Here is a 23,479-nt window from a genome sequence, read left to right on the forward strand (position 1 = left end):
ACGAAGGAGTGAAATGAAACACATGAACAGTGAAGTGAAAGAAGAACGGACTTCAAACAAAAAAAGAATAGACTTATTTTTAGTTCCAATTGTTTTAATTGCAGCGTTTTTGAACTTATTTAAAATTTGGACAGATGAATACGCCAACGCTTATTACACGGCAGCTGTCAAAAGTATGCTTCAAAGTTTTCATAATTTCTTTTACGCATCTTTTGATCCAGGAGGCTATGTAACCATTGATAAGCCGCCGGTTGTGTTTTGGATTCAGACAATTAGCGCCAAAATATTTGGATTTCACGGGTGGAGCGTCATTTTACCGCAAGCATTAGCAGGCATCGGTTCAGTTCTTTTACTATACGTACTCGTGAAACGTACGTTTGGCGTATGGGCTGGGAGGTTTGCTGCTCTTGCGATGGCTCTGACGCCGATTGTGCCCGCGGTAAGCCGAACAAATAATATTGATAGTATGCTTGTGTTTACATTATTAGTAGCAACGTGGATGTTGTTTCGTGCTGTGCGTACAGCTAAATTTGGCTGGGTGTTAGCGGCTTTTGCGATGATTGGTGTTGCATTTAACATGAAAATGCTTCAAGCATACATGGTTTTACCAGCATTCTATGTTTTCTATGTAGTGGCAACCAAAATTACGTGGAAAAAGAAAATTGCTTTTTTAACAACAGCAACTGCACTGATGCTTGCTGTTTCTGTCTCATGGGCAGTTGTAGTAGATTCAACTTCGGCTGATAAGCGTCCTTATATGGGAAGCAGTCAAACAAATTCAGTTCTAGAGCTTGCTTTTGGATATAACGGTATCAATCGTTTAACTGGAAATACAAGCGTGACGGGAAGCAGTCATAAACAGCCTGCTCAAGCTCAGCAGCAAACAGCAAGCAGTGAAACAAAACAAACGAGTAATTCAAATGCTGAGTCTTCACAAAGCTCAAATCAAAGCAAGAGCAGCTCTTCTCAAAAGATGCAGGCTCCAGATGGAGGAAATCAAAACGGAATGTTCAACACGGGGAACCCTGGTCCATTCCGACTGTTCCAAAAAGGGTTATCAGATCAAATCAGCTGGTTATTGCCATTTGTAATCTTTTCAATCGTGGGTCTATTTGCTGGAGTGAAATTTAAAGGACCTTACACGGCAAAACAAAAAGAAAGTTTATTTTGGTTAGCTTGGCTGCTGCCGGTAGCTGTTTTCTTTAGTATCGCAGGATTTTTCCATCAGTATTATTTAATTATGCTGGCACCTCCAATCGCAGCATTTGCAGGAGCGGGAGCAGTAGCTTTATGGAGTATGTACAAACAGCATAATGGCTGGAAATCATGGCTGCTGCCGAGTGGTATTTTAACAACAGCAGCGCTTCAAGTATATATCATGTCTCCTTATGTCAGCTCAATCGGCGTAGCGCCAATTGCAGGTGTAGGGGCACTGGGCGTCATTCTAGCTCTTGTTTTAGCTATTCGTAAAGAGCGTAAAAATTCTGTAACGAATTATTTAGGAGTAGCAGCAATGGTTGTCTTGCTTGCAATGCCGGCGTACTGGGCGATGACACCAATTATTTATGGTGGAAATAGCATGCTTCCAGCAGCAGGTCCTGATTCTTCAAGCGGTATGGGAGGACCTCCAAGCACAGCTACAAATAGCAAACAGTCTGGCTTTAACGGCATGCAGCCTCCAGGAAGCTCTGACAGCAATTCATCTTCAAACAATCAAATGCAGCCGCCAAGCGGTTCATCGAACGGCGGTCAAATGCAAATGCCGGGCGGTTCGTCCAATAATGGTCAAATGCAGCCGCCAAGCGGATCGTCAAACAGCGGTCAAATGCCAGGAGGCTCGTCCAAAAATAATGGTCAAATGCAAATGCCAAGTAGCTCTTCAAGCAAATTATCATCTTCAAAACGAAAAAGTGGAGGGATGAACGCAGAAGTAAACACAAAGCTACTAAACTATTTAACAAAAAATAATACAGGCGAAAAATATTTATTTGCCACAACGGATTCAACTTCAGCTGCGCCTTACATTATCAAAACGGGCAAGCCAGTCATGGCAATGGGAGGATTTAGCGGTTCAGATCCAATTCTAACGGTGAGTAAATTAAAATCTATGATTAAAAAAGGTGAAGTGAAATATTTCTACCTGTCTGGAATGGGTAAGGGAGGCCAATCTGACGTTATCACGTGGATTAAAGAAAATAGTAAGGAGATCCCTTCTTCCAAATGGCAGTCTACTTCATCAAGTTCTCAGCAAGGACCATCTGGAAACGGAACATTATACGAAATAACGCTTAAATAAGGAGGACATGAACATGAGTTCAATTATTAAATATTCTATTGTTGTTCCTGTCTACAACGAAGAAGAAGTGATTCATGAAACCTATCGCCGTCTAACAGAAGTGATGCGTTCAACGAAAGAAGCTTACGAGCTTCTTTTCGTGAACGACGGCAGTAGAGACCGAACGGCAGAAATTATTAAAGAGTACAGTGAGCAAGACCCAGCGGTTGTTTTATTAGATTTTGCCCGTAACTTTGGTCATCAAATTGCTATTACAGCTGGTATGGATTATGCACGAGGAGAGGCGGTCGTTGTGATTGATGCTGATTTGCAAGACCCGCCCGAATTAATTTTAGAGATGATTGAAAAATGGAAGCAAGGATTTGACGTTGTATACGCTAAGCGTACAAAGCGAAAAGGAGAAACATATTTTAAAAAGCAAACAGCGGCTATGTTTTATCGTTTCTTACGTGCGATGACCGATATTGATATTCCGCTCGATACAGGGGATTTTCGTTTGCTAGATCGTAAAGTGTGCAATCAAATGAATAGCATTCAAGAAAAAAATCGCTTTGTTCGCGGATTAGTAAGCTGGGTTGGCTTTAAGCAAATAGCAGTAGAATATGAGCGAGACGAGCGTTTGGCCGGGGAGTCAAAATATCCTTTGAAAAAGATGCTGAAGCTTTCAATGGATGGCATTACGTCTTTCTCCTATAAACCGCTGAAGCTAGCTAGCTATGCTGGTGTAACGCTATCAGGTGTTGGTTTTATTTATCTTTTAGTGGTGCTGTATTTGAAGTTATTTACAGACAGCACCATCACAGGGTGGTCGTCATTAATTGTCATTCAGCTATTCTTTAGCGGCATCATTTTAATCATTCTTGGTATGATCGGAGAATATATTGGCCGCATCTACGATGAAACAAAAAATCGTCCACTCTATATCGTCCGTGAAAAGTATCAGCTTGAAACACGCAAGGAAGTATCACTTCGTGACTAACAAATGGATACCCTTGATTAAATTTGCGTTAGTAGGAGTGGTAAATACACTGATTGATTTTGCAGTATACGCACTTTTAACAACAATCGGTGTGAACTACATACTAGCGCAGTGGATTTCATACAGTGCGGGCATTTTAAACAGTTATGTCATGAATCGTAAATGGACGTTTGAGAAAAAAGAAAAAAGCAGTAAGCGTGAAGTGATTTCATTCGTGATCGTGAATTTAATCACTTTATCCCTAACATCTTTTCTGTTGACTGTTCTATATAATAAATGGGGTATACCACTGCTAATCAGTAAACTTTTAATTACAATCGTAAGTGTCGGTATCAATTTTATTGGCACCAAATTATTTGTATTTACTACTAAAAAAGAAAGAGGGATTCATATATGACGATAAAAAAAGCAGTTATTCCAGTAGGCGGTTTAGGAACTCGATTTTTGCCAGCGACAAAAGCGCAGCCCAAAGAAATGCTGCCAATTGTCGATAAGCCTGCTGTACAATACATTGTAGAAGAAGCTGTGAAATCAGGTATTGAAAGTATTATTTTTATTACAGGTCGAAATAAAAAATCAATTGAAGACCATTTTGATAAATCAATTGAACTAGAGCAAATGCTTGAAGAAAAGCACAAGTTCGAAATGTTAAAAGAAGTACAAACGATTTCATCAATGGCCAGTATTCACTATATTCGTCAAAAAGAGCCGTTAGGACTTGGTCATGCTATTCTTTGTGCTGAGCAATTTATTGGAGATGAGCCGTTTGCCGTTCTTCTTGGAGACGATATTATGACTTCTGAAGAACCTGCGCTCAAACAGATGATTCAAGCGTATGAAACGACTAATCAATCAGTTATTGGAGTTCAAAAAGTGGATGTGGAAGAAGTATCAAAATACGGCATTATTCAGCCGAGAAATAAATCTGGCAGCATTCATGAAGTGAATGACTTGATTGAAAAACCATCAATAGAACAAGCTCCGTCAACGATTGCCGTTATGGGCCGCTACATTTTAAACCCTTCTATTTTTTCTTATCTAAAAACGATTGAAAGAGGGGTAGGAAATGAATTACAATTAACAGATGCACTGCGCGTCGTATGTGAAAAAGAGCGATTGTTTGCTCTTGAACTTGAAGGGCAGCGCTTTGACATTGGAGATAAGGTAGGCTATATGAAAGCAATGGTAGAAGTGGGGTTAAAGCGTAAAGATTTACGTCAAACGTTTTTATCGTATTTGGAAGGAATTGTAGAAAAAGAACGAGCAAACAACTTCAGCTAATAAGAGTTAATCAGTTTGTTCATATTCAGTTCATATTTGAAGTATAAAATCATTGTATGATCTTATGTGGCTCTCTGTTTGGTATAAACAGAGAGCTTACTGTGCGTGAAAGCTGGACAAACTTAGGAATAGGGAGAGACATGTATGATTCAAATATTAGTTGCAGATGATGATCAACACATTCGAGAGCTGATATCATTATATTTAGAAAATCAAGGATTTAAAATTATAAAAGCAGCAGATGGTGAAGAAGCGTGGGCGAAAATGGAAGAGTTTCGAATTGATCTAGCGGTCGTTGATATCATGATGCCATTTAAAGACGGATGGGAACTAACAAAGGAAATTAAGGAGTATTTTGATATACCGGTTTTGATGGTAACAGCTAGAGGCGAATCGCATGATAAACTAAAAGGATTTGATATCGGAACAGACGACTATGTCGTGAAGCCTTTTGATCCTCAGGAAATGGTTGCTCGTGTAAAGGCCCTTTTACGCAGGTACCGAGTAGAAGCTAACAATGTAATTTATATGGGGAATATAAAATTGGACCGTACCAAATTAGAGATGAGTGCAGGAGAAACAAGCGAACAGCTGCCGTTAAAAGAGTTTGAATTACTGTTCACATTAGTTAGTTCTCCAGGAAAGATTTTTACTCGTGATCAGCTTATTCAATTAATTTGGGGATATGATTATGAAGGTGATGAGCGCACGGTAGACGTTCACATAAAACGTCTGCGAGAGAGGCTTAATCATATGAAAAACGTCGGTATGGAAATCAAAACAATTCGCGGACTAGGCTATAGAGCAGAAGGGTGTTAACGTGAAATCAATTTATGTAAAGCTGGTTCTATCGTTCATCATTACAATTTTATTGAGCGTTGTGATTACCGTTGTTGTCACGACATTTCTTAGCAAGCAGAAGCTCGAAATGCGATTAGGTCAGGATATGGTGAAGATGGGAGAAGATTTTATCGATTTGTACGGAGCAGAAGACTCCGATAAAGCTGCAAGGTTTTTATCTAATTCATCATTCATTCATTTTTCGTTTATTATTATTGATGATCAGCATAAAGAGAAAGTATTAGGACAGCCGGGGCCGCCTATTCCAATTACACCGAAAGAAGTAGATCAAGTATTAGGTGGGAAGCGTTATTCTAATTTAAACGAGGAAAAAGGTGATCGTCCACAGCCAAACGTAGTGGGTCTCCCTTTTAAAGAAAATGGACGGTCGTATGCTCTATTTATTCAGTCTCATCCACAGCGGCAATTTTCAGTTATTCAAGATGTTCAAAATATCCAGCTTATTACGATTTTATTAGTAGGTATTGTATTGTTTGCATATGTTTCAACGATTATTATTAAACCGATTAAGCGTCTCAGTACAGCGATGAAAGTTGTCGGACAAGGCGAATACAATGTGCAAGTCGAGCACGCAGCGAATGATGAAATTGGTCTGTTAACTAAAAACTTTAATCAAATGACTAAAGAATTAAACAAAATAGAAACGATGAGGCAAGAGTTTATTGCTAGCGTTTCCCATGAAATTCAATCACCGCTGACCTCTATTCGCGGTTTTTCAGCGGCACTTAAAGATGATATCGTCAGTGAAGATAAAAAGATACAATATTTAACGATTATCGAAAAAGAAAGTACAAGACTATCTCAGCTTAGTTCCAATTTGCTAAAGCTTGCTTCTCTTGACTCTGAACATCAAACGCTAATGCTGCAGCAATACCGGTTAGATGAACAAATCAGGCATGTGGTCATGGCTTTAGAACCTCAGTGGATAAAAAAGAATATAGAAATTGACCTTGATTTATCCAATGTTCAAATAGAAGCAGATAAAGATTTGTTAGAGCAAGTTTGGCTAAATTTAGTAACAAATGCTGTTAAATATACGCCTGAAAATGGATTTGTGAAAATATCCATTCATCAAAAAAACGAAGAAATAGACGTGAAAATAAAGGATAATGGAATTGGTATTATCGAAGAAGATCAAAAATATATTTTTGAAAGCTTTTATAAAGTAGATAAATCCAGAACGTTAAAAGGAAGCGGCCTCGGTCTAGCTATTACAAAAAAAATTGTGCGACTGCATGAGGGCGCAATACGTGTTGAAAGCAAAAAAGAACAAGGAAGCATCTTTACGGTAACTTTGCCTATCCAAAAAAATAGGAATAAAAAAGACTCGTCTGTGTAAGTTCATGCAGATGAGTCTTTTTTATTAGGTCAAAGATATAAAAAAAATTAATAATATCTATTTATTTTTTTAATCCCTACTTGACATATAGGTAAAGTGTAAATAATATAGATAGTATAAATCTTTTGAAAAAATTGGGATGCTAAAGAAGCTGATCGGTCAACCGAAGGCTCATACTTGTTCGCTACTGGTGTGGGCCTTTTCTGTACATTGGTTGTGGTCATTAAAATCTCAATCTTCAACTGAACATATGGGGAGGATTACGATGTATTTATCTTCTGCACATTATACAAGTACTTATAGATGTTGTTCGCTTTGTTTATTCAACTGCAACTAAAATATAAATTTATCTATGGATAGGAGAATGATAAAATGGCTTCAATTACACAAGAAAAATTAGATTATATTGTTAAATTACTAACTGAAATCAACTATGGGTCTGTACTAATTACTCTTCACGACGGACAAATTACTCAAGTGGACAGCACGGAAAAAAACCGCTTTTTAGCTAAAAGCAAAGTAGCAAGCCACAAATAAGCCTATTTCAATACGTATTTAGAGAAACTGAAGGGCCTGTCTAGATAGCGAACGCTTGACGGCGGGGCAAGCAAGTACTGTATTAAATATAGAAAACGTGCGCATTCGAAGAAGAATTGACTTTCTTTTCGGTTGAAGATTTAGAATTTTTCGAATTAAAATTGAGTTAGAGGTTGTATGAGTATGACGATGAAAAGTGTAAAGCTGCTAAAGCAGCAGCTTTATACGTTTTAAAATTATGAAGATCTGACAGTTTCATTCCTGTGCTGATCGGATTACCGAAGGCTTCTGACCTGTGTTAGGAGTCTTTTTTTTATTCTTAAATTAATATAATAGGAGGAGAAAAGATGGAAAATTTATTACGAGCAGCGGTGCGCCAAAGAAAACAATACCTCATTGAAGAGTTACTGAAAAAAGGGATTTATAAAAAAGAAAATCATCATCTTTTTGAACTCACACTCTCTGACTTAGAAAAAGAGTATCAGGCACGCAGTAAGTAAGGAAAATACGTAAAAAGAACTAAAATAAGTGTAAAAAAGATTCAAAACCTAGTTGACTAATGGGTAAAGTGTGTTTATTATAAAAACAAGAATAAATTGTCTTTTCAGAAAGTATCTTCTTTTTATTCTTACGAATAAATTTAATAAGAATAATTTAAGAGCATATACGCTGATCAGACTAACTGAAGGCTGCTTCTCTTTTTTAAGAGATAGCGGCCTTTTTGTATTTTTTTATAAAAAGGGGAGTAAAACATGAAGAAAAAAGCAGTTCAGTTTTTAATGGTGCTGACAGCACTGCTCGTGGTGCTAGCAGGTTGCGGCAATGGAAAATCTACTGAAACAGCAGGGAAAGATAGTTCTGCGAGTAAAAACGATTCAAAAAAACCAGTAGAACTTTTAAACGTTTCATATGATCCTACACGTGAGCTTTATCAGGAGTTCAATAAGAGCTTTGCGTCTTATTGGAAAGATAAAACAGGGCAAGACGTCACTATTCAGCAATCACACGGTGGCTCTGGTAAGCAAGGCCGAGCAGTTATTGACGGTTTAGAAGCGGATGTAGTAACGCTGGCGCTTGCTTACGATATTGATGAAATCGCTCAAACTCGTCAATTATTAAACAAAGACTGGGAGAAAGAATTGGCTCATAATTCTACACCATACACATCAACGATTGTTTTTTTAGTTCGTAAAGGAAATCCAAAAGGAATTAAAGATTGGGATGATTTAACGAAAAAAGGTACATCTGTTATTACGCCAAATCCAAAAACTTCTGGAGGCGCGCGCTGGAATTATTTAGCTGCATGGGCATATGCGAAGGATAAATATAACGGCGATAACAAAAAGATTGAAGACTTCATGAGTAAGCTTTATGGAAATGTCGAAGTGTTAGACTCAGGCGCACGCGGAGCTACCACTACCTTTGTAGAGCGAGGCATTGGAGACGTGTTAATTGCATGGGAAAACGAAGCTTACTTATCGTTAAATGAGCTAGGAAAAGATAAATTTGAAATTGTAACACCGTCATTAAGTATTTTAGCAGAGCCACCTGTTGCTGTAGTAGATAAAGTAGCTAAAAAGAAAGGCACGACAAAGGTAGCAAAAGCATACTTAAAATACCTATATACAGAAAAAGGTCAGGAAATCGCAGCGGAAAACTACTATCGTCCTCGAAATAAAAAAGTATTAGAGAAACACAAAGATCAATTCCCTTCGCTTAACCTAGTCACTATTAAAGATTTTGGCGGCTGGAAAAAAGCTCAAGAAACGCATTTTAATGATGGGGGAACATTCGATCAGATTTATCAGCCAAAGTAATATGATTCATTAAAAAAGTAGAACGAGGAAGATACGAATGGTGATTCGTATCTTCTGTGTACATGTATCTTGAAAGCAGAGAGAGGTGTAAGACGTGAGCGTGTTACAACGACAGAAAAAAAAGAAAAGCATCTTACCTGGATTTGGGCTTTCTTTAGGTTTTACGATGTTTTATGCAAGTATCCTTGTGCTTTTTCCGTTAGCTATGATTTTTTTAAATACGGCATCTATGGGATGGAGCGACTTTATTAAAACTGTTACAGAACCTAGAGTAGTAGCGTCGTATAAATTAAGTTTTGGAGCAGCATTTGCAGCCGGCATCATTAATGTTATTTTTGGAACCATTATTGCGTGGGTATTAGTGAGGTATCATTTTCCTGGAAAGAGGTTTATTGACGGACTTGTGGATTTGCCGTTTGCCTTGCCAACGGCTGTTGCCGGCATTGCCTTGACCACTCTTTACGTTCCGAAAGGATGGATTGGTCAATTATTTACGTTTAAAATCGCATTTACGCCTATCGGAATTATTATCGCTCTTACGTTTATTGGTCTGCCGTTTGTTGTCCGAATGGTGCAGCCAGTATTGCAAAACTTTAATGCAGAGATTGAAGAAGCATCTGCTAGTTTAGGAGCCAGCCGAATGCAAACGTTCAGAAAAGTTATTTTTCCAGAGCTGGTGCCCGCTATTTTAACAGGTTTTTCTCTTTCGTTCGCAAGAGCGCTTGGAGAATACGGGTCCGTTGTTTTTATTGCTGGAAATATGCCGATGAAAACTGAAATTACGCCGCTTATTATTATGACAAAACTCGAGCAGTACGATTATGCGGGAGCTACTGCTATTGCATCAGTCATGCTCGTTGTATCATTTTTTCTGTTATTACTTATTAATATTATTCAATGGTGGACAAATCGTAAATTTATACATAGTTAAGGAGGGATGAAATTGGCAGGACATGTTCCAATGCAGCACGCAAAAACGACTGTTGAAATCACTCATTCTAGTTTAAAAGAGCCCAAAGTCGTCCGATGGCTGCTTACATTTATTGCACTGGCTTTTTTAGCTCTATTCTTAGTGCTTCCGCTTATCACGATTTTTATAACAGCCTTTCAAAAAGGGTGGGAAACATATCTCGCTGCGATTACAAATCCAGATGCCCTGGCTGCTATTAAACTAACGTTAATCGTCGTGCTGATTACCGTTCCGTTAAATGCCGTTTTTGGCGTGGTAGCTGCATGGTTAATTACGAAGTTTGATTTTAAAGGAAAGAATATTTTAATTACGCTTATTGATTTACCATTTGCCGTTTCGCCTGTTATTGCTGGATTGATTTTTATTTTATTATTTGGTGCACAAGGGTTGTTCGGAGAATGGCTGTTTAATCACGACATCAAAATTGTCTTTGCTATTCCCGGTATTATATTAGCTACCCTTTTTGTAACGCTTCCGTTTGTTGCCAAAGAATTGATTCCACTCATGCAAGCTCAAGGGTCAGCCGAAGAAGAGGCATCGTTAACGTTAGGAGCCAGCGGTTTCAAAACTTTTTTTCTAGTGACATTACCTAATATTAAATGGGGCTTATTATATGGAATCATTTTATGTAATGCGAGGGCGATTGGAGAGTTTGGAGCTGTTTCCGTTGTGTCGGGGCACATTCGAGGAATGACAAATACGATGCCTCTTCATATTGAAATTCTCTACAATGAATATCAATTTGCAGCAGCGTTTGCGGTAGCATCTTTAATGTCAGTTTTAGCTATATTTACATTAATTGTAAAAAAATATTATTGAGTGGAAAGCCAAACATATTTAAAAAGGAAGGAGCTTATGAGATGAGTATCCATATTAAGCACGTATCAAAGAACTTTGGTGATTTTAAAGCGCTGGATTCTATTAACATTGATATTCAAACGGGTGAATTAGTAGCTTTACTCGGTCCGTCCGGTTCTGGAAAAACATCTTTGCTTCGCATCATTGCCGGTCTTGAACATCTTGACCAAGGAGCTATTTTATTTGATGGAAAGGAAATTACGCACGTAAATCCAAAAGAGCGGAATGTAGGGTTTGTTTTTCAACACTATGCTTTGTTCAGGCATATGACTGTGTTTGATAACATTGCGTATGGTTTAAAAGTACGACCTAAAAAAACAAGACCTTCTAAAATGGACATTAACAAGAAAGTAACCGAGCTGCTGCAGCTTGTGAAACTAGAGCCGCTTGCAAATCGCTATCCTTCTCAATTATCGGGAGGACAGCGCCAGCGAGTAGCGCTTGCTCGAGCGTTAGCAGTGGAACCGAAAGTACTGCTATTAGATGAACCTTTTGGCGCTTTGGATGCGAAAGTTCGTAAAGATTTACGCAGATGGCTGCGTAAATTGCATAATGACTTTCATATTACGAGTATATTCGTTACGCATGATCAAGAAGAAGCTTTAGATGTAGCTGATCGTATTGTTGTGATGAACAACGGGAAAATTGAGCAGATTGGAAGTCCTGAGGAAGTATATGATCATCCTAACAGTCCATTTGTGTACGATTTTTTAGGAAACGTCAATTTATTTAAGGGTCGCATTCATAAAGGCAGGCTAAAACAGGGAAGCTTTGAAATGGATGTTCCAGAATTTAGCGGAAGAAATGAAGAAGCAGCTGTTGGATATGTGCGACCTCATGATATTCACCTTGAAAAAGTAAAAACAAGCGCAGATGCCGTTTCTGCAACCGTTAGCCATATTCATGTGATAGGACCTATCGTGCAAATTGAATTAAAAAGAGAAGATGCAGAAGAATTTTTAGAAGCTGAATTAAGCAAAGAGCATTATAAAACACTCAGCCTTCAAGTAGGAGAGCAGGTGTATGTAAAGCCTAAGCAGCTAAAAGTATTTATTCCAGAAGATTATTCTATTTGATAAAAAGCGTGAAGGGTATACCTTTGCGCTTTTTATCTATTAATAAATTAGTACCAGATATTAAAAGTAGGTGTTATAATTAAGTATCAACTGATTTGAGGTGGAGAAATGATGCAATCAAAAGCTAGAATCACAGGAATGGGGATATATACACCAAAGCAAAAATTAACGAACGACCATTTAAAAGAAATGGTTGATACAAGTGACGAATGGATTGTACAGCGCACGGGAATGAAAGAACGGCGAATTGCTGGTGAAGGCGAATACACGTCTACGCTTGCCATTCGAGCAGTTGAAAATTTGCTCAACCGATATGCTGTAGAAATAGAAGATGTAGATGCAATTATTGTTTCGACAACAACGCCCGATCACTTTTTTCCTAGCGTAGCATGTCAGGTTCAAGATTACTTTCATATTAATCAAGCTGCTGCATTTGATTTAAGTGCCGCATGCGCCGGTTTTACATATGGACTTCACGTGGCGAACGGCTTAGTGACGTCGGGATTGCATAAAAAGATTTTAGTTATTGGTGCTGAAGTCATGTCGAAAATTACAGATTATAAGGACCGGGCTACCTGCGTGCTGTTCGGTGACGGAGCGGGAGCTATGCTTGTAGAATACGATGAGCATAATCCAAGTTTCTTAGGATGTAACTACGGAACGGACGGAAGCGGAGGGGTGAATTTATATCGTTCTAATTTATCTGATACTCTTTCAGGAAAAGAAATTAACGCGAGCGGAAATTTAGTTCAAAATGGGCGTGAAGTATACCGCTTTGCTGTCCGAACGATTCCAAAAGGAGTAGAAGCATTGTTAAAGGGTACTTCCATTTCTCTTTCTGATGTAAATTGGTTTATTCCGCACAGTGCAAACCTTCGGATGATTGAAGCTATTTGTGCTAAAACAGGTGTTTCAATGGATAAAACGTTAACGAGTGTACAATACTGCGGAAATACATCTTCAGCTTCTATTCCACTTGCCTTGAACGAAGGAATAATGACAGGAAAAGTACGGGATAATGACCTTCTTATTCTCTATGGGTTTGGAGGAGGATTAACGCATTGCGGTTTGTTAATTAAATGGACGTGTAAAGAAAAAAGCTAAAAGGCATCGCCTTTTAGCTTTTTAGGCTTTCATTGAAGCGCTTTTTTATTATCGTTACAAGAAAGTTTTTTCTTTTTATAACAGCAGGTTTACTGTATTTCCAGCGCAAACATATATAATAGAAAAAACCCGCTTTTTTACAGCGGGTTTTTAGCTGGCCTTTGGAATAGTAAAACCTACTCCAAAGACGTCTCGCACATCGTGGACAACCACAAAAGCCTGTTCATCGACTTTATGAATAATGCGCTTTAACTCTAATAGTTCTTGTTTGTTCACAACTACGTACAATACGTCTTTTGCTTCTTTTGTATAGCTTCCATGAGCAGAAAAGACAGTGACGCCTCGCTGCATCTTTTTGTTAACTTGTTCGGCTACTTCAGCTGAACGGTGTGAAATAATAGTGATTGCTTTGCGGGGGTTGAGTCCTTCAATAATATAATCAAGCACCTTTGTTCCGATATAAAGAGAAATAACCGTGTACATCGTCTTTTCTCCACCGATGACAAAATAGGCGCTTGCTACAACTAATAAATCAATTGCTAGCATCGTTTTGCTAATATTCCAGTCTAGATATTGATTAGCTAAGCGGGCGATAACTGCCGAGCCTCCGGAAGTTCCGCCACCTCTAAACACAAGCCCGAGTCCTACACCGGCTAAAATACCAGCAAAAATAGCCCCCAGTAGCGTATCGTCAAGAGGATTTCCCAGTCCTTCAGTTATATGTAGGAATAGAGATGTGAAAATAATACATATAATTGTGTAAGCAATCACACGTTTGTGAAGCAATTTGTATCCGATCAGTACCAGCAAACCGTTTAATATAAAGTTTGTGATACCAGGAGACCAGCCTAGTACATAATAGGTAATCATTGTTACACCGGTTACGCCGCCTTCTGCTAATTCATTTGGAATAGCAAAATAATTAATGGCCAGTGCGAAAATGAGGCTTCCTAGAATAATGAGGATAATTTCTTTTATTTTATTGATCATGAACGTTACCTCCAATCATCAAAAACTCCGAAAACACAGTCATGACAATGTATTATACCAACTCTAGAGGCTGAATTAAAGATGGGATATTATTATTTTTTAAAAAATCAATTTCTGCTATCAACATAAAATCTTTTGACAGTTTTTATGGAGTATGAAAAAATGAATTGTTTGCTTTTATTTTGATTAAAAAGTTTTGCAATGAGAATGTTCGTTCGGTAAAATAGAAGCAAGAGTCAAGGGGGAGAATGAACGTGTATCAAGATGAATTAAAACAGTATGCGAAGTTAGTAATGCCTGAGCATTTAGAGAAAATGAAGAAAATGTACAGTCCCGAGGCGCATAAGCAGTCTTTAGGGTTGAAAAAAGAAAAGATTGAGCATATTGAAAATGTCATTATGAACAGTTACTCGGAGCATCATCCAGTAACCCTTCACGTCTATGAAGCAGGACATATTCAAAGATATGAACGAGTGACAATCGATAAAGTTTCTCTGCAGTCGAATACGCTGATGGTGACAGGGCCTTGTTATACATATTCGATTCGAGCGGATGCAGTAATTGAAGCAGATGTATGGAAAGATGAAAGCTACTCTAGCTAAGAGTAGCTTTTTTGTTGAATTTGTATCTTTTTTTTAACGCTTGCATACAATACATAAAAGCATATTCTGCGAGTAGTCACTTTTAGCTACTAGGAAATTTTGATTAAAGAAGGGATATTGTATGCAAAATGAAAAAACTCAAGTAAGAGAAATTGAATTAACGCAGTTCATTAAGAAAAGACTCGTTCGTTTTATCTCAAGTTTGGCTATTTCTTCTGCCCTTGCTTCTATATTATATATGCTTCTGTTTTTATTTAAATGATGGGTCACTTTGAGTTGTCCAAAAAGGTGGACAACTTTTTTGATGTATAGGCTCTCATTAAAACAGGACAAGCTAAACATAATTCAGTCAAGAGAAATTAAATCGGTCAAGAAATAGTCAAAAACAGTCATAGCTAATTAGTTGTAAGAAAACCTTTACATATAATGAGAAAAGTAGACAAATTCTTGAATTACCAGCTTATTTCCTTTTGTATAAACTATTATCAAAACAAATGCAAATCTAATTGTTCGTTCAAAAAACTTTATTTTGTAATTAAAAAAATGAATGTTTTTGATTTTTTATGATTGATTTTGAATGTAAACCGTGATAAAGTAAGTACATGAAATAAATGAAAACGCTTTTTTGAAAAAGGAGCTAGAACATGTTAACGCCGGAGAGACATCAACTAATCTTAAAACTTTTAAAAGAGAAAGAACTTGTAAAAGTGCAAGAGTTTATCGAAGTTACAGGCGCTTCGGAATCCACAATTAGAAGAGACTTAAGTCAACTAGAAGAAGAGCAAATGCTCAAACGTGTTCACGGTGGCGCTTCGCTTATTCGCAGTAAACGAATCGAACTGAGCGTTATCGAAAAATCTGCTAAAAATATTCAAGATAAACGAAACATTGCAGAGTATGCGGCTTCCATTATAAATGAAGGTGACTGTATTTTTTTAGATGCAGGAACTACAACGTATGAAATGATTCCTTTTTTGAAGCAAAAAGATGTAGTTGTCGTGACAAATGGTTTAATGCATTTAAACCCGATGTTAGAACAAGGTATCACCCTCTATTTAATTGGAGGATCTGTTAAACATAAAACGGGCGCTTTAATTGGCAATGGAGCTCTTTTAAGTCTTGAGCAGTATCGTTTTGATAAGTGCTTTATGGGAGCGAATGGGATTCATCATCAATATGGATATACAACTCCTGATCCAGAAGAAGCATTGATCAAGCAAACGGCAATGAAGCTTTCTAGAGAATCTTATATTTTATCAGATTCTACTAAGTTTTTTGAAACAAGTTTTGCGAAAATAGCCGATTTACATGAAGCAAAAATTATAACAAATGACGTACCTAGTGATGTACTTATACAGTATGCAAACAAAACAGACATAAAGGTTGTGAAATCATGATTTATACATGTACGTTGAACCCATCCGTTGATTACGTAGTACATGTTTCAGCATTCGAAGAAGGCGGACTTAACCGCACAACGAATGAAGCCAAGTTTCCAGGAGGGAAAGGCATTAACGTCTCTCGCGTTTTAAAGCGATTAGATGTTGATAATAAAGCTCTCGGTTTTGTAGCCGGCTTTACAGGAACCTATATCGAAGACTACTTAAAAGCGGAGAATATTGAAACAGCTTTTACAAGAGTTGATGGAGATACCCGCATTAACGTAAAGTTAAAAACGGAAAAAGAAACAGAAATTAACGGTCAAGGACCTGCTATTACAGACGAAGCGCTTCAGTCTTTATTGACTCAAGTAAAGCAAATGACTGAAGGCGATATCTTCGTATTAGCAGGAAGTATACCGAAAACGCTTCCAAGTTCTGTGTATGAAACGTTAACGGAACTAGCAGCAGCGAACGGAGTAAAAGTAGTAGTAGATGCAAGTGGAAAAACCTTGCTAGACGTCGTGTCTCACAAGCCGTTTTTTATCAAACCAAATCATCATGAACTTGCAGAATTGTTTGATGTAGAAGTAAACAGTGCAGAAGATGCGCTAGTATACGGTAAAAAGCTTGTGGAACAAGGAGCGCAAAACGTCGTTGTATCCATGGCAGGCGATGGAGCACTTCTTATTAACGAAAGCGGTGTCTACAGTGCCACAGTCCCTAAAGGAACAGTGAAAAATTCTGTTGGAGCTGGCGATTCACTTGTAGCTGGATTTATTGCTTCTTATGTAAAGCAAGGGGATTTATTAGAAGCCTTTCAAACAGGAGTTGCTTCAGGAAGTGCCACAGCATTCTCACTTGAATTATGTACAGCAGAAGATGTAAAGACGCTTCGTGAACAAGTGTCAATCACAAAGGTAGAGTAGGGGGAACCGAGAATGAGAATTACAGAACTATTAAAAAAAGATACAATCATTCTTGATTTAAAAAGCATGTCAAAAGCTGATGTTATTGATGAGTTAGTTGGAAAATTAGACGAAGCTGGTCGCTTAAGCGACCGAGCTGGCTATAAAGAAGCAATTTTAAATCGTGAATCTCAAAGTACAACGGGAATTGGGGAAGGCATTGCCATTCCGCATGCAAAAACAAGCTCGGTAAAAACACCGGCCATTGCATTTGGACGCTCAACAGAAGGTATTGATTATGAATCATTAGACGGACAGCCTGCACATTTATTCTTCATGATTGCAGCGAGTGAAGGCGCGAATAATGCTCACTTAGAAACATTATCTCGTTTGTCTACGTTATTAATGGACGAATCGTTCCGAAAAACGTTGCTAACAGCATCATCAATTGATGAAGTCATTAAAGCAATTGATGATAAAGAAACTGAAAATGAAGCGCCGGAAGAAGAAGTGGATACAGCTTCAGATCAATTAGTGCTTGCTGTAACGGCTTGTCCAACGGGAATTGCCCACACGTATATGGCAGCGGATAGCCTAAAAGCAAAAGCGAAAGACATGAACGTGACGCTCAAAGTTGAAACAAATGGTTCCAGCGGTGTTAAAAACGCGTTGACGAAGGAAGAAATTGAAAACGCTACCGCTATTATTGTTGCAGCGGACAAGCAAGTAGAAATGGAACGTTTTGCAGGTAAAAAAGTTATTCAAGTTCCAGTAGCTGAAGGAATTCGTAAGCCCGAAGAATTAATTAACCGCGCGTTAAAAGGAGACGCTCCTGTATACAGCGGCGGCGGTGGCAGCAAAGAAGGCGGAGAAAGTAAAGGATCAGAGCGTACAGGGTTTTACAAACACCTAATGAGCGGTGTATCAGCAATGCTTCCGTTTGTTGTAGGGGGCGGGATCTTAATCGCCATTTCATTTATGTTTGGTATTCACTCAGCAGAACCGAAAGATCCAACGTACAATGCGTTTGCAGCGGCGCTAAAAACAATTGGCGGAGATAATGCATTCTTTTTACTAGTACCGGTACTAGCAGGGTTCATTGCAATGAGTATTGCTGATCGTCCTGGTTTAGCTCCTGGTATGGTTGCAGGTCTTTTAGCAGCTTCTGGGGGAGGCGGTTTCTTAGGTGGTTTAATCGCTGGTTTCTTAGCGGGTTATGTAGTAGTGGGATTAAAGAAATTGTTCAGCGTCCTGCCGCAAGCTCTTGATGGAATTAAGCCAGTTCTTCTTTATCCGCTATTTGGGATTTTTATCTCAGGATTGATTATGCTTTATGTTGTAAATGAGCCAGTTAGTGCAATTAACAAAGGGTTAACGCACTGGTTAAGTGGATTTGGCACGGGTAACTTAGTATTATTAGGTATTATCTTAGGCGGTATGATGGCTATTGATATGGGTGGTCCTATTAATAAGGCAGCCTTTACATTTGGTATCGCAATGATTGATGCTGGAAACTATGCTCCACACGCAGCGATTATGGCAGGCGGTATGGTTCCGCCACTAGGTATGGCTATTGCGACAACTTTGTTCAAAAACAAATTTACTCGCCAAGAGCGTGAAACAGGTAAAACGTGTTATGTAATGGGTCTTTCATTTATCACAGAAGGTGCGATTCCATTCGCAGCAGCTGACCCAGGCCGTGTTATTCCCGCATCGGTTATCGGTGCTGCAGTAGCAGGTGCTTTAACAATGATGTTCCACATCGGTTTACCAGCACCACACGGCGGTGTATTCGTTATCGGAATTGTACAAGGAAATCCTCTTTTATATGCACTAGCAATTTTAATTGGTGCCATTGTGACAGCGGTCCTTGTAGGTGTATTAAAAAAACCAAAAGCAGAATAACAAATAAAGACTGATTTTACATGATGTAAAATCAGTCTTTTTGTGTTTTTCTGGTAGACATTTGTTCTTTATGAGAGTACAATTACGGTAGTATTCCTTTAATTTTTAGAAAAGTTAGATAGATAAGCTTTTCTACTTGATAAAATATGGTACAATAATCGAATATTAAAAACAAAGTAAGGAAGTGTCTCAAACATGAAGGTTGCGAAGTTTGGCGGGAGTTCAGTTGCAAGCGCAGAGAAATTTAAACAGGTTGCGCATATTGTAACGTCTGATAAAGAGAGAAAGCTGGTAGTTGTATCAGCTCCGGGCAAGCGATACGGAGAAGATACAAAAATGACAGATTTGTTAATCGCACTTTCTGCCAAAATACAGCTTGGAGAAGATTACGTCGATGAGTTTGGGCAAGTAATCGATCGCTATCGTGAAATCGTGGTTGATTTGTCTATGCCAGAAACGATTATTACTGATATTATTGCGAATTTACAATCACTTATTGATTTACATAAAAACGATCCGTTTCGCTTATTAGATTGTCTCAAAGCAAGTGGAGAAGATAATAACGCAAAGGTAATGGCTGCTTATTTAAACCATTTAGGGTTTGAAGCTCATTATGTAAATCCAAAAGAAGCAGGTATTTTTGTTTCTGATGAACCAGGAAGAGCAAGAGTGCTTCCACTGTCTTATGAAAAACTGCCGCAGCTAAGAGAGCGTTCGGGCATTTTGGTGATTCCAGGATTTTTTGGCTACTCTGAAGAAGGGAACATGGTTACGTTCTCGCGCGGTGGGTCAGATATTACAGGTTCAATTGTAGCAGCAGGAGTAAAAGCTGACTTGTATGAAAACTTTACTGACGTAGATGCTATTTACAGCGTAGATCCAAGACTTGTGGAAAAGCCTCATGAAATGAAAGAAGTCACATACAGAGAAATGCGTGAACTATCCTATGCAGGTTTTTCTGTCTTCCATGATGAAGCGCTAGAGCCGGTTTATAAACTAGGCATTCCTGTATGTGTTAAGAATACAAATAATCCTGAAGCAAAAGGTACATTCATTGTAGCTGAGCGCCCTCACGGCGATACGCCAGTAGTTGGAATCGCTGGTGACAAAGGTTTTTGCAATATTCATGTGAGCAAATACTTATTAAACCGTGAAATTGGTTTTGGCAGAAGATTGCTTGAAATTTTAGAAGATGAAGGTATTTCATACGAACATACTCCTTCAGGAATTGATAATATCTCTGTCATCATGCGCGAGCATCAGCTTACGCCAGGTGTGGAAAAACGCGTATTTGCTCGAATTGAAAAAGAACTTGAAGTAGATGAAATCTTTATTGAACGTGATCTTGCTATGGTTATGGTAGTAGGAGAGGGAATGAATAGCACAGTAGGAATTGCTGCGAAAGCTACAGAAGCTTTTGCTCGTGCTGAAGTGAATCTTGAAATGATTAACCAAGGTTCTTCTGAGGTAAGCATGATGTTTGGTGTGAAAGCAGACGCTTTAGACCGTGCTGTTCAAGCTCTTTATAATACGTATTTTAACAGCATGTACAGTATTTCTTATTCTAATGTAAAATAAACAAGACGAAAAACCCCGCTTTCTTTTTAGAGAGCGGGGTTTTCTAGTGAAGGCGTATATAAATTGAATTTGTGGACATAAAGGGAAGGAAGAGTGAAGTCAAAGGAGGAAATACAGTGAAGAAAAGACCCTTTTTCATATTCTTTTCCCTTATAGGTATGAGCGTACTTTCAGCATGCCACAATGATGATGCGGCACCCGCAAGAGAAGCTCAAAATAAACAAGGCGTGACAAATGGCGGAACGCCGATGAGCTATGATAATCAAAGTGAAAACACATCTTTTAACTTTTCAAAATTTGATTTAGAAGTAGACTACAAGGGGCTTAATAATGATTATGAAGCCGACTATGAAAATGAAAACGATGAGATAGAAGCCAAAGTGGATGATAATATTAACGATGAGCACTTGAACGGAGACAAAGCGTTTAATAAATTATCTTCAACATTTAAAAAGTTAAATTTTGATCAGCGCACCCCCGATGAAGATGTAAAAAAGGAAGTAATCGATGCGTTTGGCCTAAAAAAAGATTTTCAGTCGTTTGAATTAGAAGTTCGTTTTTCAAACGGAACGGAAAAAGAATACAACTTTAAACAAAAGTAAGACGTTAAAACAAAGTATTTTAGTTGAAGGAAAATCCGAACGATGAATTGAGGTTCTTCATTAAGAATCCAACTCGTTCGGATTTTTTCTTTGGTAAGGTGAACGTATGTCTCAATCTTATTTTTGATGTCTAAAAAAAGGAAAATAGTGAAAGGATGGTGATAAATAAGCAAAAGGAGGAATCACGGATGCAAAAGTTGATAATGAACGGATGCGTAGTCTTTGTTCTGTTATTGTTAGGAGCATGCAGCATGGTAAAAGAGCAAAATAACGCTCATGAAAACCACCTGAAAACCGAGGAAGCGAAAGAAACGAGCGAGGTATCGGTAGGACCTGTTAAAGTAGATTTAACGAATACGTCAGGCAAAAAAGTAGGAGAGGCTACGCTGACAGAAGCAAAGAACGGTGTGCAAATTAAATTAACTGCTCAAGGTCTTTCACCCGGGAGACATGGATTTCATATTCATGAAATAGGAAAATGTGAGGTGCCGGATTTCAAAACAGCAGGGGCCCATTTTAATCCTTTTAAACGTGAACACGGCTTTAAAAATACAAAAGGCCCGCATGCGGGTGACTTGCCCAACTTAGAAGTTGCGCCAAATGGAAAAGTAGATACCGAAATTTTTGCTTCTCTTGTGACGTTGCAAGAAGGAAAGCCGAATTCTCTTATAGATATGGATGGGTCGGCATTAGTGATACATGATAAAGTAGACGATTACACAACAGATCCTTCAGGAAACTCAGGAGATCGAATTGTTTGTGGAGTGATTACGAAATAAGCCAAAAAGCTGTGAGATCATTCACAGCTTTTTTATTGCCTTAACGAGCCGCTTCTAAATTGCGGTGAGCTTCTTTTTTTTGCACAATAGAAGAAAGAGTTAAAGAAGGTGAAAACATGCATAAGCAAGTTGTTGTAATAGGTGGAGGAATAGGTGGGTTAACAGCGGGAGCGCTTTTAGCTAAACATGGCTATGAAGTGACGGTTTTAGAAGCTTCTCGAGAGTGGGGAGGCTGTGCCGGGAAATTCCAGCGCCATCTCTATACATTTCCTGTCGGAGCGACGCTTGGAATGGGATTTGAGCGCGGAGGGATACATGAGCGAATCAGCACATACCTGGGCCTAGAAATTGAAAAGATTTCTCTTGAGAAAATCATGAAAGTTCATCTTCCACATCGTACACTAATTTATTATCAAGACCGGTATCAGCATATTTCGTATCTTCAAAAACAATTTCCTCATAAAGCGAAGAATATTAGGAGCTTCTATGAAAGTATTTTTAGAGTTGCAAAAGAAATTCGCAAGCTCATGCGGCCGCTGCCGGTTCTTCCTCCTCTCACAATCGGTGAGTGGAGTAGGCTGGTAAGTTCGTTAAATCTTGGGTCTGTGAAGTTATTACCTTATTTTCATCAATCGTTTAGTCATTTACTAAAAAAACACAGGTTGCTAGACGAAACGGACTTTATTCATTTTATTGATGGTCAATTAATAGACAGCATGCAGACAACGAGTGAGAACTGTTCAATGCTTATCGGATGTCTAGCGTTGGATATTTATCACGAAGGAGCTTTCTATGTGAACGGTGGCTTATACAAAGTCGCAGAAGCCCTGCAAAAATCTATTAAAGCCAACGGAGGAAAAACGACTCTAGGAAGGAAAGTAGTAAAGATAGAGCGTGATAACGACGAGTGGATCGTGCATGATCATAGAGGTAACCGCTACCGCGCTTCAGACGTTGTATGCAACGCGCCAATTCAAAGCTTAAAGTCTTTACTGCATGATGAAGATTACCAACATATCCATAAGAGGGCCAAAGAAAAAAGCGAGCTTCCGCAGTGGGGAACGTTTTCGATGTATGTTGCGATTGATGAAAGAGATCTTCCGCAGAAGGTAGAGTTGTTTCAGCAAGTGCTTCAATCCGAACAAGGCGAGATGACGGAAGGAAATCATTTATTTATCTCCGTGTCCCATCCTGACGATCGTTTTCGTGCGCCGGAAGGCAAGCGTACAATTACAGCATCTACTCACATTGAGCTTAGCAAGTGGAGTAACAAGGAAACCTATGATGTTCAAAAACAAGTTCTTGAGAAAAAAATGATAGCAGGAATTAAAACTATCATTCCTAACATTGAAGAAGCAGAGCATCAAATTTCAGGAGCTCCTAAAGCATGGGAAAGGTTCACTTCTCGCCCAAACGGCGGAGTGGGAGGCTTTCCGCAAACGTTAGATCATGCCTTGTTCAACAGCATTTCGCATCGATCTGGCTTACAAGGGCTGTGGTTATGCGGAGATACAGTGTTTCCGGGAGCGGGAACTATAGGCGTATCGGTAAGCGGCTATCATGTTTTTCAAAGTATAACGTCTCATCAGCATAGGTTACCTTAACGTTTCGGCCGGAC

At 38.6% G+C, this 23,479-nt stretch carries 22 protein-coding genes and 1 pseudogene; 22 read left to right on the forward strand and 1 reads right to left on the reverse strand.

All coding sequences use genetic code 11. The features are described from left to right. The first annotated feature begins 13 nt into the window (after nucleotides 1-13). From NST66_RS09090 to NST66_RS09150, 13 genes and pseudogenes are all read left to right on the forward strand, one after another. Entirely contained in the window at nucleotides 14-2,296 is a 2,283-nt protein-coding gene (locus tag NST66_RS09090) for an ArnT family glycosyltransferase (RefSeq protein ID WP_051418571.1), read from the forward strand. Nucleotides 2,297-2,309: 13 nt separating this feature from the next. Further along, a complete protein-coding gene (locus NST66_RS09095; protein ID WP_033578836.1) occupies nucleotides 2,310-3,275 on the forward strand; it encodes a glycosyltransferase family 2 protein in 966 nt (321 codons plus the stop codon). Next, a complete protein-coding gene (locus NST66_RS09100; protein ID WP_071275019.1) occupies nucleotides 3,268-3,672 on the forward strand; it encodes a GtrA family protein in 405 nt (134 codons plus the stop codon). The genes NST66_RS09095 and NST66_RS09100 overlap by 8 nt, the downstream gene beginning before the upstream one ends. Then, the gene (galU, locus tag NST66_RS09105; protein WP_028413546.1) at nucleotides 3,669-4,556 is read left to right on the forward strand and encodes a UTP--glucose-1-phosphate uridylyltransferase GalU; all 888 of its coding nucleotides are present in this window, start codon (nucleotides 3,669-3,671) and stop codon (nucleotides 4,554-4,556) included. The genes NST66_RS09100 and galU overlap by 4 nt, the downstream gene beginning before the upstream one ends. Nucleotides 4,557-4,700: 144 nt before the next feature. Then, on the forward strand, nucleotides 4,701-5,375 hold the full coding sequence (locus NST66_RS09110; protein ID WP_013056822.1) for a response regulator transcription factor: 675 nt from the start codon (nucleotides 4,701-4,703) through the stop codon (nucleotides 5,373-5,375). Between the two features lies 1 nt (nucleotide 5,376). Next, nucleotides 5,377-6,756, forward strand: a complete 1,380-nt coding sequence (locus NST66_RS09115; RefSeq protein WP_028413545.1) for a sensor histidine kinase — start codon at nucleotides 5,377-5,379, stop codon at nucleotides 6,754-6,756. 372 nt (nucleotides 6,757-7,128) lie between these two features. After that, on the forward strand, nucleotides 7,129-7,293 hold the full coding sequence (locus tag NST66_RS09120; RefSeq protein ID WP_013056824.1) for a YezD family protein: 165 nt from the start codon (nucleotides 7,129-7,131) through the stop codon (nucleotides 7,291-7,293). A 347-nt stretch (nucleotides 7,294-7,640) separates the two neighbouring features. Continuing rightward, the gene (locus tag NST66_RS09125; protein WP_013056825.1) at nucleotides 7,641-7,793 is read left to right on the forward strand and encodes a Fur-regulated basic protein FbpA; all 153 of its coding nucleotides are present in this window, start codon (nucleotides 7,641-7,643) and stop codon (nucleotides 7,791-7,793) included. Between the two features lie 252 nt (nucleotides 7,794-8,045). Further along, nucleotides 8,046-9,110, forward strand: a complete 1,065-nt coding sequence (locus NST66_RS09130) for a sulfate ABC transporter substrate-binding protein (RefSeq protein WP_098112547.1) — start codon at nucleotides 8,046-8,048, stop codon at nucleotides 9,108-9,110. 94 nt (nucleotides 9,111-9,204) lie between these two features. Next, entirely contained in the window at nucleotides 9,205-10,041 is an 837-nt protein-coding gene (gene cysT / locus NST66_RS09135) for a sulfate ABC transporter permease subunit CysT (RefSeq protein WP_098112548.1), read from the forward strand. Nucleotides 10,042-10,053: 12 nt separating this feature from the next. Next, nucleotides 10,054-10,921 (forward strand): annotated as a pseudogene (gene cysW, locus NST66_RS09140) (sulfate ABC transporter permease subunit CysW). A 19-nt stretch (nucleotides 10,922-10,940) separates the two neighbouring features. Further along, nucleotides 10,941-12,014, forward strand: coding sequence for a sulfate/molybdate ABC transporter ATP-binding protein (locus NST66_RS09145; protein WP_033578842.1), 1,074 nt, complete (start codon nucleotides 10,941-10,943; stop codon nucleotides 12,012-12,014). A 108-nt stretch (nucleotides 12,015-12,122) separates the two neighbouring features. Further along, nucleotides 12,123-13,118 carry a ketoacyl-ACP synthase III gene (locus NST66_RS09150; RefSeq protein WP_034265711.1) on the forward strand — a complete coding sequence of 332 codons (996 nt, stop codon included), beginning with the start codon at nucleotides 12,123-12,125 and terminating at the stop codon, nucleotides 13,116-13,118. 150 nt (nucleotides 13,119-13,268) lie between these two features. Here NST66_RS09150 and NST66_RS09155 read toward each other — a convergent pair whose 3' ends face one another. Continuing rightward, on the reverse strand, nucleotides 13,269-14,108 hold the full coding sequence (locus NST66_RS09155; RefSeq protein WP_028413534.1) for a YitT family protein: 840 nt from the start codon (nucleotides 14,106-14,108) through the stop codon (nucleotides 13,269-13,271). Between the two features lie 248 nt (nucleotides 14,109-14,356). Here NST66_RS09155 and NST66_RS09160 point away from each other — a divergent pair, with 248 nt between their 5' ends. The 9 genes from NST66_RS09160 (at nucleotide 14,357) to NST66_RS09200 (ending at nucleotide 23,465) form a co-directional block, all read left to right on the forward strand. Continuing rightward, nucleotides 14,357-14,710, forward strand: coding sequence for a YolD-like family protein (locus NST66_RS09160; protein ID WP_033578844.1), 354 nt, complete (start codon nucleotides 14,357-14,359; stop codon nucleotides 14,708-14,710). A gap of 121 nt (nucleotides 14,711-14,831) precedes the next feature. Then, nucleotides 14,832-14,972: a hypothetical protein gene (locus NST66_RS09165; RefSeq protein WP_013056833.1), complete on the forward strand. Its 141-nt coding sequence runs from the start codon at nucleotides 14,832-14,834 to the stop codon at nucleotides 14,970-14,972. Between the two features lie 382 nt (nucleotides 14,973-15,354). Next, nucleotides 15,355-16,107, forward strand: a complete 753-nt coding sequence (locus tag NST66_RS09170) for a DeoR/GlpR family DNA-binding transcription regulator (RefSeq protein ID WP_028413532.1) — start codon at nucleotides 15,355-15,357, stop codon at nucleotides 16,105-16,107. Then, a complete protein-coding gene (gene pfkB, locus NST66_RS09175) occupies nucleotides 16,104-17,018 on the forward strand; it encodes a 1-phosphofructokinase (RefSeq protein ID WP_028413531.1) in 915 nt (304 codons plus the stop codon). The genes NST66_RS09170 and pfkB overlap by 4 nt, the downstream gene beginning before the upstream one ends. A 12-nt stretch (nucleotides 17,019-17,030) precedes the next feature. Continuing rightward, nucleotides 17,031-18,902 carry a PTS fructose transporter subunit IIABC gene (locus NST66_RS09180; RefSeq protein WP_340843281.1) on the forward strand — a complete coding sequence of 624 codons (1,872 nt, stop codon included), beginning with the start codon at nucleotides 17,031-17,033 and terminating at the stop codon, nucleotides 18,900-18,902. A gap of 195 nt (nucleotides 18,903-19,097) precedes the next feature. Further along, entirely contained in the window at nucleotides 19,098-20,480 is a 1,383-nt protein-coding gene (locus NST66_RS09185) for an aspartate kinase (protein WP_251440498.1), read from the forward strand. Between the two features lie 116 nt (nucleotides 20,481-20,596). Then, nucleotides 20,597-21,082, forward strand: a complete 486-nt coding sequence (locus NST66_RS09190; RefSeq protein WP_028413528.1) for a YusW family protein — start codon at nucleotides 20,597-20,599, stop codon at nucleotides 21,080-21,082. 188 nt (nucleotides 21,083-21,270) lie between these two features. Beyond that, nucleotides 21,271-21,861, forward strand: coding sequence for a superoxide dismutase family protein (locus NST66_RS09195; RefSeq protein ID WP_028413527.1), 591 nt, complete (start codon nucleotides 21,271-21,273; stop codon nucleotides 21,859-21,861). Between the two features lie 116 nt (nucleotides 21,862-21,977). Further along, nucleotides 21,978-23,465, forward strand: coding sequence for a phytoene desaturase family protein (locus NST66_RS09200; RefSeq protein WP_154991400.1), 1,488 nt, complete (start codon nucleotides 21,978-21,980; stop codon nucleotides 23,463-23,465). Nucleotides 23,466-23,479 lie beyond the last annotated feature (14 nt).

The organism is Priestia sp. FSL W8-0524 (assembly GCF_038005965.1).
GTDB lineage: Bacteria > Bacillota > Bacilli > Bacillales > Bacillaceae_H > Priestia > Priestia zanthoxyli.

Bases quoted from the DNA above. Each gene is read 5' to 3' on its own strand.
- NST66_RS09165 (WP_013056833.1), top strand. From the start codon at position 14,832: ATGCAAAATGAAAAAACTCAAGTAAGAGAAATTGAATTAACGCAGTTC.
- NST66_RS09130 (WP_098112547.1), top strand. From the start codon at position 8,046: ATGAAGAAAAAAGCAGTTCAGTTTTTAATGGTGCTGACAGCACTGCTC.
- NST66_RS09120 (WP_013056824.1), top strand. From the start codon at position 7,129: ATGGCTTCAATTACACAAGAAAAATTAGATTATATTGTTAAATTACTA.
- NST66_RS09180 (WP_340843281.1), top strand. From the start codon at position 17,031: ATGAGAATTACAGAACTATTAAAAAAAGATACAATCATTCTTGATTTA.
- NST66_RS09160 (WP_033578844.1), top strand. From the start codon at position 14,357: ATGAACGTGTATCAAGATGAATTAAAACAGTATGCGAAGTTAGTAATG.
- pfkB (WP_028413531.1), top strand. From the start codon at position 16,104: ATGATTTATACATGTACGTTGAACCCATCCGTTGATTACGTAGTACAT.
- NST66_RS09185 (WP_251440498.1), top strand. From the start codon at position 19,098: ATGAAGGTTGCGAAGTTTGGCGGGAGTTCAGTTGCAAGCGCAGAGAAA.
- NST66_RS09195 (WP_028413527.1), top strand. From the start codon at position 21,271: ATGCAAAAGTTGATAATGAACGGATGCGTAGTCTTTGTTCTGTTATTG.
- NST66_RS09095 (WP_033578836.1), top strand. From the start codon at position 2,310: ATGAGTTCAATTATTAAATATTCTATTGTTGTTCCTGTCTACAACGAA.
- NST66_RS09125 (WP_013056825.1), top strand. From the start codon at position 7,641: ATGGAAAATTTATTACGAGCAGCGGTGCGCCAAAGAAAACAATACCTC.
- NST66_RS09110 (WP_013056822.1), top strand. From the start codon at position 4,701: ATGATTCAAATATTAGTTGCAGATGATGATCAACACATTCGAGAGCTG.
- NST66_RS09090 (WP_051418571.1), top strand. From the start codon at position 14: ATGAAACACATGAACAGTGAAGTGAAAGAAGAACGGACTTCAAACAAA.
- galU (WP_028413546.1), top strand. From the start codon at position 3,669: ATGACGATAAAAAAAGCAGTTATTCCAGTAGGCGGTTTAGGAACTCGA.
- NST66_RS09155 (WP_028413534.1), bottom strand. From the start codon at position 14,108: ATGATCAATAAAATAAAAGAAATTATCCTCATTATTCTAGGAAGCCTC.
- NST66_RS09150 (WP_034265711.1), top strand. From the start codon at position 12,123: ATGATGCAATCAAAAGCTAGAATCACAGGAATGGGGATATATACACCA.
- NST66_RS09145 (WP_033578842.1), top strand. From the start codon at position 10,941: ATGAGTATCCATATTAAGCACGTATCAAAGAACTTTGGTGATTTTAAA.
- NST66_RS09170 (WP_028413532.1), top strand. From the start codon at position 15,355: ATGTTAACGCCGGAGAGACATCAACTAATCTTAAAACTTTTAAAAGAG.
- NST66_RS09200 (WP_154991400.1), top strand. From the start codon at position 21,978: ATGCATAAGCAAGTTGTTGTAATAGGTGGAGGAATAGGTGGGTTAACA.